The sequence below is a fragment of the Shewanella sp. A32 genome, from assembly GCF_029167175.1.
Taxonomy (GTDB): domain Bacteria; phylum Pseudomonadota; class Gammaproteobacteria; order Enterobacterales; family Shewanellaceae; genus Shewanella; species Shewanella yunxiaonensis.
Map to the genome: position 1 here is coordinate 93782 of NZ_JARFTS010000001.1, position 11779 is coordinate 105560.

Annotated in this window: 8 protein-coding genes; 4 read left to right on the forward strand and 4 right to left on the reverse strand. The window is 46.2% G+C overall.

Translation table 11 applies throughout. The features are described from left to right. Positions 1-173 precede the first annotated feature (173 nt). Positions 174-1712 (forward strand): nitric oxide reductase transcriptional regulator NorR, encoded by a 1539-nt coding sequence (norR, locus tag PY479_RS00385; RefSeq protein WP_275482502.1) that lies wholly within the window; start codon positions 174-176, stop codon positions 1710-1712. Between the two features lie 102 nt (positions 1713-1814). On the opposite strand, the gene PY479_RS00390 is transcribed toward norR, so the two are convergent. The 3 genes from PY479_RS00390 to PY479_RS00400 all read right to left on the reverse strand — a co-directional run bounded on the left by PY479_RS00390 (position 1815) and on the right by PY479_RS00400 (position 4839). Beyond that, positions 1815-3221 (reverse strand): ammonia-forming cytochrome c nitrite reductase subunit c552, encoded by a 1407-nt coding sequence (locus tag PY479_RS00390; protein WP_275482503.1) that lies wholly within the window; start codon positions 3219-3221, stop codon positions 1815-1817. Further along, entirely contained in the window at positions 3218-4429 is a 1212-nt protein-coding gene (locus tag PY479_RS00395) for an NnrS family protein (protein ID WP_275482504.1), read from the reverse strand. The genes PY479_RS00390 and PY479_RS00395 overlap by 4 nt, the downstream gene beginning before the upstream one ends. Positions 4430-4635: 206 nt before the next feature. Continuing rightward, a complete protein-coding gene (locus PY479_RS00400; RefSeq protein WP_275482505.1) occupies positions 4636-4839 on the reverse strand; it encodes a hypothetical protein in 204 nt (67 codons plus the stop codon). A 540-nt stretch (positions 4840-5379) separates the two neighbouring features. On the opposite strand from PY479_RS00400, the gene PY479_RS00405 reads away from it, so the two are divergent. Genes PY479_RS00405 through PY479_RS00415 form a run of 3 tightly spaced genes read left to right on the forward strand, consistent with a single transcriptional unit; the run spans position 5380 to position 11288 of the window. Beyond that, a complete protein-coding gene (locus PY479_RS00405) occupies positions 5380-6324 on the forward strand; it encodes a thioredoxin family protein (protein ID WP_248349125.1) in 945 nt (314 codons plus the stop codon). Between the two features lie 2 nt (positions 6325-6326). Further along, positions 6327-7715 carry a conjugal transfer protein TraH gene (locus PY479_RS00410; protein WP_025441470.1) on the forward strand — a complete coding sequence of 463 codons (1389 nt, stop codon included), beginning with the start codon at positions 6327-6329 and terminating at the stop codon, positions 7713-7715. A 3-nt stretch (positions 7716-7718) separates the two neighbouring features. Next, positions 7719-11288, forward strand: a complete 3570-nt coding sequence (locus PY479_RS00415; RefSeq protein ID WP_275482506.1) for a conjugal transfer protein TraG N-terminal domain-containing protein — start codon at positions 7719-7721, stop codon at positions 11286-11288. 32 nt (positions 11289-11320) lie between these two features. Here PY479_RS00415 and eexR read toward each other — a convergent pair whose 3' ends face one another. Continuing rightward, positions 11321-11752, reverse strand: a complete 432-nt coding sequence (eexR, locus tag PY479_RS00420) for an entry exclusion protein EexR (protein WP_275482507.1) — start codon at positions 11750-11752, stop codon at positions 11321-11323. Between the last annotated feature and the right edge of the window lie 27 nt (positions 11753-11779).

The window sequence follows — 11779 nt, forward strand, 5'->3', positions numbered from 1 at the left end:
GCAGTGACGTCGTTACGGGGTAATTCATACTGAGGCGTTCACTGTTCTGCTTGGTCTATATCAAACGACGTGCCAAGTGTTAATTAGTTGAAATATATAGAAATGAATATTTTTATATGGTGAATTTTACCCTATAATTACGGGTATAATTTACCATTGGGGTAAAATAAACCATGTTATTCCCATTAGATTTTGGTGACTTAAAGCACGAGTTGTCACCGCCGGTTCGCTTACAGCGTTTCGTTGATCAGGTTCAACAGTTGTTAGACTGTAACGCGGTCGGACTGCTACAACTTGATGGCGACATTCTGAAACCTGTGGCGCTCGCAGGTTTAGTGACTACAACCAGTGGACGCCGTTTTGCAGTGGCTCATCATCCACGGTTGTCGGCCATTTTATCGCAACGCAAACTAGTACATTTTGCTCCCGACAGTGCTTTACCAGATCCCTATGATGGATTGTTAGCTACGCAGCAAGGAGTGCCGCTGCCGGTACATGACTGTATGGGCATTAGTTTATGGCCCGATGGTAAATGTTGGGGGGTGTTAACGCTTGACTCCCTGTATAAAGGCCATTTTAGCGCCGAGCAGATAGCGTTCATACCGCAACTTGCGGTGTATTGTGAAACTATCCTAAGAGTTAATCGACTTGAAAGTGAAATGCGGGCATTACGACAGTTTGATGAGCAACTGAAACAGGACAATGGTAGCATTTCCGCTAGTCAAGAGCTGATTGGGCAGCATCCACAGGTACAAAACTTATTGAAAGAGCTAGATGTTGTGGCGACTTCAGATCTACCTGTATTACTCCAAGGGGAAACGGGCGTTGGTAAAGAGCTATTTGCCTGGCGCTTACATCAGCGTTCCCAGCGTAAAGTTGCTCCAATGATCCACGTCAATTGTGCTGCTCTGCCGGAAACATTGGTTGAAAGTGAGTTGTTCGGCCATGTCAAAGGTGCATTTTCTGGGGCCGCATCAGAACGTGCTGGTCGCGTGGAATCTGCCGATGGTGGCACGTTGTTTCTTGATGAAATAGGTGAGCTGCCGTTGACCGTTCAAGCCAAGCTATTGAGAACACTACAAAACGGTGAAATCCAGCGCTTAGGCGCAGATAAACCAATAAAAGTAGATGTGCGTATTGTTGCCGCCACGAACCGGGACTTGGCAGAGATGGTCAAACGAGGAGATTTTCGTGCCGATTTATACCATCGCCTGTCCGTGTATCCGGTGGTCATTCCGCCACTAAGAGAACGCGGAGATGATATCCTGTTGTTAGCGGGTTATTTTGTGGAATTGAATCGTAGTCGCTTCAGTTTTCGCAGTTTACGTTTGGCACCTGCGACGGAGCAGTTGTTGCAGCGCTATCCATGGCCTGGGAATGTACGTGAGCTAGAACATGTTATCAGCCGAGCAGCTTTGCGTACTGTAAGTCAAGGTGCCAATAAGACCGAAATTGTGACCATTGAACCGCGTCATTTGGATCAAGAATTGCTTACGTATCCTCGTGATTTTAGTCAAGCTCTCGATAGCACGTCGCCTGAACCGTCAGTGCTCTCTGGACGTTCATTAAAGGACAGTATCGAAGATTTCCAACGTCAGTTTATCCAACAGACTTTGGCAGCAACACAAGATAATTGGGCGGAAGCAGCCCGTTTATTAAAGCTTGACCCTAGCAATTTACATAAGCTCGCGAGGCGGCTTGGACTGAAATGACATTTTTAAACATAATCAGTGTTAAAAAGTTGCAGAGGCATGAAGAAAATCCAGCTTATTCCCCATCCCTAAATATCAGGATGGGGAATATCATGCAGTTAGTTAGTAACCGCGCTGGGCAACCGGATCCCAGTGCTTATTGATTTCTTCCTCAATGAACGCCTTTTTCTCACGGACTAATTCTGCTTCATCTATCCCCACGGCTTGTTGGGCTTTGGCTTTGCTACTGATGTCGGGATAATAGACATGCTCGACTTTGAGTTGCTTCAATATTTTTGACAAAGAGCTACGTGCGCTCTTTGCCTGTTCGATAGCTTTATTGAGCAGCTGTCTACCTTCCTCTGGGTTATGAGCGTAAATTCCGTGTGATGACATGGCAAAATCCCAGCGCCATTGGCTGTGACGAATGTCCATTATGGCGTCATTCATCTGTTCCCAATTCGCGCCGGCGACCCATGCGGCTTTGGCCTCATAGTGCGCCTTAACCAGTAGTTCTTCTACGTCTTTTGCCATAGCATTTATCTCGTGCTTCAAGTTCGTAAGGCGTTGCTTCATTTTTTCTTGGCTGCTATGACAGCCTTTGCAACTGTTCTTAAAGTAGGGCATGGCCTTATCAACTTTATGGTTAGTAAATGCTTTACCATTTTCATCGATTGCTTCAGGCATGTGACAGGTGACGCAGGTTACACCAAGTTCCGCATGTTTACTGCGATTCCAGTGTTCATACTCTGGATGACGAGCTTTAAGCATTGGCGTTTTTGAAATCGGATGGATCCACTCATAGAATCGACGAGTGTCGTAATATTTTTCTATGTCATCAGCGGAATTACCAAAGATCCAAGGGATGTTAACAACATTGCTCTTTTCTGGGCGAAAATAATAAGTAACGTGGCATTGCCCGCAGACTTGAGCACCTTGAACTGTGGCACTTTGCTGTTCAAAGGGTTGATGGATTTTGGCCATCGCGTCACGGGCGTGAGGGCGCGGCAACGTTAGCTTTTCTGAGCCAGATTCATGACAGTCACTGCAATACACCACATTTTTTATTTCAGAGCCTAAATCGGTAAAGTTTTTCGCTGCATAACCTTCAAAGCCAAGTTCGCCTATCAGGCGTGGCGCATCCGGAGTTTTACATGTCCAGCAACTCGCAGATAGCCCTTTCTCTCCTGCCTTTGGCGCAACGCCGGTTCGGAGTGTATGACTCACGTCGGCTACAGCAAATTGATGGCCACGAGGTGTGTGGTATTCCTTGGCGTACGAAGACCCTGCCCAAAGAATGACATTTCGCGGGTTGTTTGCTAGTACATCTTCTCGCTCTGATTGCTCCTGCGTTGCTTCCCACGTTTTGTACTGCTTTGGGTAGGATTTAGCTATATCAGTTGTTCCATCGGTTGCAACAGCATTGCCGGAGGCACCAAGCAAAATGAATAACCACAGTTTTAGGTTCAGAGGCGACATTATTTTCATAGATGGTCTCACGTTCAATTTATCCAAAGTGTTTTGCATCATCCTGGACGTCCATCAACTCTTGGACGCGTTAAAATCTTGGTGTAGTGGTACACAAAAATGGCAAATGAACCAAACCAGAACACTGCTGCAAACCATAGCCAAAGGTGGGTTTGGCTGGGAAAGTAAATCGGCATGATGGCTCTAAAAATTGCAGCCAAAGGCAGACAGATAAATGCGATTCGCATGTTGGGTCCTTGGTAGATATTGCGCCCAGTGTGGCCGAGTGAAACTCGCGAAATCATTGATAGGCAAAGCATTGCCATGCCGCCAATTGCGAATAAGTGTAGCAGACAGCGATAAGCAAATTCGTCGTTAAAATACCAGCTCATCATCAGTAAGCTTATTGGCAACGTAAAATAAGCAATGTGTAAGGACCAAAGCAGTGGTTCCCTGAAAGATTTTAGCGGCATCCAGCGAGAAGCTCTGATCAGGTGGAGTACACCCGCAATGAATAGCAGCACTTGGATAAATGCACTTGGTAATAGCTCGAATAATGCTTGTAAAACCAGCGTGAGCATGATCAGTAATAACGGATATTCTACCCAAGGTAATGTGGGTTGCTTGATTGCATTCAATCTCATTGCAGTAAAGAAGCCAATCACTCGACCGCCAACAATCGTGATCAGTAACGAAAGCCACCAAAGCATCGACTGCCAAATTTGGTGTGCCAGAATAAAATCACGGACATACAATGAATAGTAACTGAGAATATTGATACATAATGCGACAATAATCATCAGTGGAAATCCAATATTGCGCCACTGTTTTACCTTATAAATACTCCTCCATAAGGTGGAGCCAACTATTCCTAAAAATAGTATGTCGAATACGGCGGGCAGAATAATGGGGAGCGGTGTAGGGATGAGCAAGCTCAAGCGTGCCAACGCCCAACAAGAAAATGTTAGCGCTAATGGCCAATTTTTAAGAGATGGCTGATTTGTCCAGTTTTGTACTGCTGTCAGCAAAAATCCTGACACAATTGCCATGGCAAATCCGAATAGCAATTCGTGAGGGTGCCACCACAACGGTAGGATTGGCGACCAGAATGTATCTTCAAATAAGGAGTATGCTGGTAGGAGCCAAGTTAACACCCACAAAGGGATGTAGAGAGCAGCAATAATCGCCCCACCAAGAAAAAAGGGCCGAAAACCTAAGCGCCAAATGGCCGGTGTTTTAGCAACTTTGCTTGGATCATCAATATTCAACATGTTCAGTTACTGCCAAAGCCATAAGGTGTATATATCATGCAGCTTATCGCTTTGGCATCACCATACCAAATCTAGGCTCCAATTTTGGTATCAACATCTCACTTTGATACATCCATTGAGATTTGGGTTATTTCTATTGATCCTGCGAATACTCCAGATGACCTTTGGCTCCTAGGGAACAATTTGTACTACTCAAAATACTCTCGTCAATTAATTATGTTTGTGTTTAGCCAAGGAAAATGTTCGCGAAATATCATTAGCTCGCTTTGGATAATTTCTTTTTCAACTTTGATTTCAAGTTGTCCAAGTTCATAAACGTAGCTGTTGGAGTGCCATGTGCGGACGTAGTCGAAAAGTGCATCCATACAAACTGGTGCTTCCTGCGGAATAGTTAACGCTAATGTCTTCATAACGTTTTCTCCGTCACGGAAATATCACAAAATTTTAAATTCTTGTATCATAAATGTAAGGATTGTGTGTTTTTGATACAAGGTTTTTTGGCTTTAATAAGTAAATTTATCTCTTTGTGGGTACAGCGTGAGGACTACAAAGTGGTGTGTTTTAAACAGCATAATTTCAGTAGTTACAAGTCGCCACTTGATATGAGACGGCCCTTACTCATTTTCCTAATGCTACAAGTGACTTAATGTAGAGGGAGTAATGCAAAGTACCAGTTTAACCGGGTGTTAATCCATAGAAATTTTTATCCGAAACAGATGCGTTAGAGTTAAGGACCTAACACGAAAATGTCCAAAAACGAGTTCATCTGACCGACCACTTATCGCTCAAAGCGGTCCAATAATAAATTTGGCTCGTTAAATTTAGCTGTTGTTACTGTTACTGGTCACAACAGCTAGTCAGAAACACACATAATTCCTTCATCTATCTGGCCAATGGCACTGACGGGGATCTTTAGCATGTTAGCTCTGTGAAATTTTCTGGAGCTGACAATGAGAACCCCCTTGTTACCTTGGTTCATCCTATGGGTGACCATCCCAATCATTATTTTCTTTCTATTCATCTTGCCCGCCCATGCCAGTGATGGGCCATTCTATCAGCGTGGTCAGGAAGGCTGGTTTTGGTATCAGGTCATTCCTGAACCTGAGCAGCCTGATGAGCTGATAGAGCCGGAAGCTGGTGTCGTGGAGTCCAGTCTGAGCGAACTAAAGCCCTTCAGTGCCGCATGGTTCCGAGAGCATATGCAATCGTTTATGGACAAGGCAATTGATGAGCCAACTAGTGAGAATGTCAGAGCCTATCTTTATCTTCAGCGCGTCATGATGGATAAGGGCTCACTATTTGCTGATGTTAGTCAGCAGGTGGTCATGGGCGATCCTGTTTTGGATGAAATCAGTCGCAGACCCTTGGCGACCTACGCTGCCAATCGGATGGACCGAGAAGCTGGCGCTCAACGGGATGTTGCTTTAGGTGAAGTAGCAAAGCGAGCAGGCTTGTTCTTTTTCTATCGTTCGGATTGCCCTTACTGCCACGCTCAAGCGCCTATAATCGAATCAATGGCTTTAAACTACGGTTTCGAGGTATTTGCTATTGCTGTCGATGGCTTGCCTTTACCGGGTGGAGAGTTTCCCAATTTCAAAGTCGATTCAGGACAAGCTCAATCATTGTCCGTTACGACTGTCCCTGCCATGTTCTTAGTTGATCCACCTAATGTCATCACTCCCATTGGCCAAGGTGCAATGAGCCTTGATGAGCTCAATAATCGAATTATTCTCGCAGCCCATCAAGCCGGTTGGATTGACGATCAAACTTACTATGCCACCAGACCTGTTCAACCCGGCGTGTCACTTGCGATGTCAGCCCAAGAGCTTAACGAAAAGATATTACAGGACCCTGAGTTCCTTGTTCGCTATCTGCGTGCACAAGGAGGGTTATAACGATGAAAAAAGTATTCCAAGTATCGCTAATCGCCTGTGCGATTGGTTTTTCATCTATGAGCCAAGCAAGCTTGCAACAGGAGATGAATCAGTTGTTTGGTTCAATGACCAACACCACTGCGCCTGGCGTATTCGAGAGTCAGCGGCGTGGCGTTATATCTGGTGGAAGTGTTGTTGTTCGTAACAGGATCATGAACGAAAACCTCGTCTCTATGGTGCCTCCGTCATTCCAAGCTGGTTGTGGCGGCATTGATATGTTCGCGGGAAGTTTGTCTTTTGTTAACGCGGATCAGTTTGTTCAATTACTTCGCTCTGTTGCTGCAAACGCCAAGGGGTACGCATTCCAATTGGCGCTCAGTGCTATGTGTGAGAAATGCTCTCAGCACATGGAGACACTGCAAAAGAAAATCCAGCAGTTGAACGAGTATTTTGGCAATTCCTGTCAAATGGCTCAGGGAGTCGTGAACGATACCCTGGCTGCTTTTGGTAAAAAGGGGCAAACAGAAGCCAGCATGTTGAGCTCACTTAAAGGGGCTGGAGACGTTTTTACCAGTTGGAGTGAGTCCAATGGTAAGAACCCATATGAGAACGCTTCGAGTGTCGCGGCATCTGATGTGAACAAAACGATTAAAGGCAACTTGGTTTGGCGAGCACTGAAACGTCATTCGGCATCAAGCTGGTTTGCATCGGGAGATGACCGTTTTCTTGAAGCGGTTATGTCCGTGACGGGCTCGATCATCGTTGGTGATTTAGCGAATGCCGCTGATGGCCAAGGTAAAGCCCCAAAACTGACCAGACTGAATGGCAATAAAGTGACTATTGAGCATCTAATTCATGGCGGTAACGTCGCTATGTACCGATGTGACACAGTGATACAAGACGGCTGTCTAAATCCGACAATCACTAACGTGACCCTAACCGGGTTATCAACTCAGGTCGAAAATTTACTTCTTGGTACAGGTTCGAGTAACGGCATTATTTTTAAGTTTGCTCGAAATACTGGGGCAGCTAGCACCACCGAAAAGGCTTTTATGGCCTCGGCTCCCGCGAGCATTGGCGGCATGATTCGAACACTTTCTGCATTAAATGAAGGTGCCGCTAGGTCGTTTGCTTCACGAGCAGCACCATTTATTGCTGTTGAGATGGCCCGAGCATTGGTTGAAGACATGCTCAATGCAGCTAGAAGCACCTCTGGTGTAGAAGATCATGCCTATGCGAAGTTGTTAACCGAAGACCTTGAACGTGCACGTCGCCAAATCAATGAGGAGTACGCCGCGTTACAGCGAAGATACGGCTCAGAGCAAGAATTACTGGCGCATTTTAATCAGGTGATTCAGACCATTCGCAAACAGCGTTATTACACCGTTAAATCTACGGCGCTGGGGGAATAGATAATGTGGGAAATCTATTCCATCGGGGATTCGGCTTTTTTAGAGCAGGTCCTGAATGCTGTCGCGATGATCACTGGTACAGGCGACTTTACTTCAATGGTTCGGATTGGCTTGCTCATTGGGGTATTGATGGTCTCTGTTCAGGCCTTAATGCAAGGTGGTCGTGGGATTAACTTTCAACACGTTTTAGTCTCATGGCTAGTCTTTGCAACCATGTTTGGACCCAGTACCCGAGTGAGCATTGAGGATGCGTACACGGGGCAAGTTCGAGTGGTTGATAATGTGCCCATCGGTGTTGCTGCCGCAGGTAGTACGATTTCGACTGTTGGCTTTCAAATCACGCGATTGTTTGAAACGGCGTTCTCAACTCCCGCCATGACGGAATACGGCTTTGCATCCAGTTTACAGTCACTGATTAAAGTGAGAAAACAGGTGATGGATCGCTCTGGTTTGGGTGATGCAAATCGTGTCGCCGGTTCGGACATCGAGCAATCGTGGTTTAACTACATCAAAGAGTGCACCTTGATTGGTATCGACATTGGACAAAAGAACCTCGATCAGGTGCTGAGTGACCCCAACCCGATGACTGCGATTAGGTTTGATTCGCGCATTTATGGCACGCGCATCATGCTCAGTGGTAGCAGTAGCGATCTGGACTGCACCGATGCCTATAGCCAGCTGAAACTCATGACAGAATCAACCTTCATTCCAAGGCTTAAACAGGTTCTGTCAGCCTCATTGGGGACTTCGTCTGCAACGGACACTGATGACGTTATCCGAAATGCACTGAATAACCTTGGTTTGGCTTCAGTAAACACCCAAGAGTACATGACCGCGTCGGTGCTTTTGCCTATTTATGAGCAAAGCGTGACGGGCAAGTATATGGATGATCAAGCTTTCACCGCAGCCGTCATGGTTAACCAAGCGATTGAGCAGCGCAATACACAATGGGCGGCGGAGCAGACCCTGTTCCAAAGTATCGTTCGTCCGATGATGACGTTTTTTGAGGGTTTCATTTACGCCATCACCCCATTGATGGCCTTTGTGATTGCCCTTGGCCAAATCGGGATGCGAATGGCCGGGAAGTACTTGTTAATCCTGCTTTGGATTCAACTTTGGATGCCTGTCATGGCCATCATTAACCTGTATATTCATTTAACCGTTGCAGAGAAAATGTCGGCTCTTGATGCCTTTGCAGGTACAGAAGTGCCATCTTTTGCTGGGATGATGCAGATGGATTCAGTGCTGCAAACCTGGATAGCTACTGGCGGCATGTTGGCGTCGAGTGTTCCGGCGATTTCGCTCATGCTCGTGTATGGCTCAGCAATAACCGCTACCCACTTGGCTGGACGTCTTCAAAACGGTGATGCCATTGATGAAAAGATGGCAAGTCCAGATGTCGCGAAAAATGCCCCGGTGATGCAATCACAGTCAATGTTCCAAAATTCAGCCCTCACAGGTTCTGCAATGACCGGTGCGTCAAACTTACTAAGCAGTTTCTCTGTCGGAAATGCGGTGGGTTCAATGGTCGGTTCTGCAAAAGAATCCATGACTCAGGCAACTCAAGCCTTTAGCCGTCAAGTTGGCAATACCATGAGTCGAACTTTTGGTGAAAAGCTAAGTTACGACAACCTTTCTTCGGTTGGACGTCAGATCGGTTCTTCTAATTCCGCATCTAGCGCCGTTGTTAATCAGGTTACTGATGACCTGCAAACACGGTATGGTTTCGGAGACGATAAAAAAGACGCTGTACGTGGCTTGGTATCGGGCGTGTTATCGGGAGGCCTTAGGGTCGGTGGAGATGGAACCATTACAAATACCGGTGATAAAGAAGTAGCAGATAAAGGGTTCTTGGGAAGATTACTTGGTACAGGGGGGAATGACTCCCCACAAGGCAACCTACCAGGAGTGGATAAGCCTGAATCATCAAGAGTGCCAAAAATATCACGGTTACGAGCAGGCTTGGATTTAGGTGGTAACTTTAGTGGCCAAGTTGAGTCATCAGAGGGCAGTTCTCGGTCAACGACCGCAAATACGCTCACTGGGGAGATGCAAAGCTTGGCATCAAGTGATTCACGACGTGCTGAGTATCGCGATGCAATGGTTAAGGACCTTTCAGATTCAAGACGCTCTGGCGTTGAGATGTCCTTGTCTAATCAAGACTATCAGTCACTTCAGAGTTCAGCACAAGACGTTATCACGGCATCAAACCGCTTTAGTGAGCTTGATCAGGCCAGCTACAGTCTATCAGGACAAAGGAACACGGATGGTGCGACGTTAACTCGATTAGCAGCGGATAATCCTGAAGTCATGGATTATTTAGGTCGCTATATGAACCAGCATGTTGAAGCAGGTAACCGATTACGTGAAAACCTTCCAATGTATCAGCGCTTGCTACCTGATGATAATCAGGCGTATGTGGCCGCAGCTATGGAGTCTTTAACCTATAGCAACTCCTCGACGCCCGCTGAACGAGACAATGACTATCAAGCAGCAATGACTGTTATGGCCATGGCTACCGGAGCCGATTTACGATCTATTCAGCCACGCTCTAATGAAGGCTTGTCATCAACTGCACCTACTTTTGGTGGCACTCAAAGCCAAGTGGAATCGGGTGTATTGGGCGGCTACGAGGATGCTGCAACTGTTCAAACTCAGTTCAACGCAGCTCAATCAGCTTACCAAACTAATTTGTCTGGTGTTGATGGACAACTAAATGCGCATCAACAACAAGCCCAACAGGCCGTAGTTTCTGACACAAGTACCTATCAATCTGGACTAAACAGAGAAGCTGGCTCTCAGTGGCGATCTCGCATTATGGCTGATGATAGCGGAGTTTCTGGTGCTGAAATGTTCTTCAACAGCGCCAGTGCTATTGGTGACTTCAGTGGCAAGCATATTGATGCAGCACTGCATACCTTGAATCACTTTGGCGAAGACTATGAGAGTTACAAGGAGCAAGCACTTGAAGACCCTAGCTCACGAGGTTTCTTGCACAACGCAACGGTGGCCAGTAAATCAACCTGGGATGGCTTAAAAGCAGCCGTTGACGCCGGAACCTCTTTGGAAAACCCATTGACGGCGTTTAATGATGCATACAGTGGATCGAGTTCGCAGTATGCCTCCGAAGTAAACTGGGGTACTAAGTCTGAAGCCATGTTGGCTGGGGCATTCGGTGCGGCAGTTAACAATCGATATGGTGAGTTCTTAGAACAGTACGCCGATGATTTTAAACAGGAAGCATACAGCGAAGGGCAGAGAATGGGATTGACCCCGATTCAAAGTCAAGTGTTCGCTCAAGCTTTCAATGAAGGTTTGGCGGGGCGTGTATTCAACTCTGAAGACTCATCGAGTTGGTCGCCTGAGATGCTTGGCCTAAGGGAGCAAATGCTAAATGAGTATCGTCAAAAGGATGAGAGTGGCGCTTACATCCCCGACAGTGTGTCCGAAGAAGATAAAGCATTTGTGGATAAGCAGATTGCAGTGATCTCAAATGCATCCCTTGCGGGAGATTATGCTCAGAACAACTTGATCGATATTAGGGCCTATAACCAGGCATCAGGAAGGAACTGAAAATAGAAGGTAGCCAACTTGTGGTGAGCTGGCTATTTTTTTGGCCTTTTGGGGAGGATAGATGAGCGACCATCTGCAAATTCGTTTACCCAGTACCAATATTTTTTTTCGCCCAGGCTTAGTTCTCGACCGGTATCTTTCAGTTGTCTTTGAAATAAATGGATTAGTCCGCTTAAGCCTAAGAAAGCTAAACCGACACATAAAATTGCCCAACTCGCTTGCCAATATGCGATTGCTACAAACACTAAGGTGATGGTTATAAGGCCGATAGAACTAGCAGTTGCTTTGAATCCCAAGTAGCTGAAAAAAACGATGGTGCAAATCAGAAATGGCAAAGCCGCTAACTTGGCAAATGCCGTTAATATTTCTGATGGAAAAAAATGAGCCGCGGCCAAAGTCGCCAGAAAAAGCCCCAGTGATATAAACCAGCAGCGTGCTGGTAAATATTTAAGTAAGTTTGTCATCTTCTTAGTACTCTCAAAGTGCACGGG

Bases quoted from the DNA above. Each gene is read 5' to 3' on its own strand.
- norR (WP_275482502.1), top strand. From the start codon at position 174: ATGTTATTCCCATTAGATTTTGGTGACTTAAAGCACGAGTTGTCACCG.
- PY479_RS00390 (WP_275482503.1), bottom strand. From the start codon at position 3,221: ATGATGCAAAACACTTTGGATAAATTGAACGTGAGACCATCTATGAAA.
- PY479_RS00395 (WP_275482504.1), bottom strand. From the start codon at position 4,429: ATGTTGAATATTGATGATCCAAGCAAAGTTGCTAAAACACCGGCCATT.
- PY479_RS00400 (WP_275482505.1), bottom strand. From the start codon at position 4,839: ATGAAGACATTAGCGTTAACTATTCCGCAGGAAGCACCAGTTTGTATG.
- PY479_RS00405 (WP_248349125.1), top strand. From the start codon at position 5,380: ATGAGAACCCCCTTGTTACCTTGGTTCATCCTATGGGTGACCATCCCA.
- PY479_RS00410 (WP_025441470.1), top strand. From the start codon at position 6,327: ATGAAAAAAGTATTCCAAGTATCGCTAATCGCCTGTGCGATTGGTTTT.
- PY479_RS00415 (WP_275482506.1), top strand. From the start codon at position 7,719: ATGTGGGAAATCTATTCCATCGGGGATTCGGCTTTTTTAGAGCAGGTC.
- eexR (WP_275482507.1), bottom strand. From the start codon at position 11,752: ATGACAAACTTACTTAAATATTTACCAGCACGCTGCTGGTTTATATCA.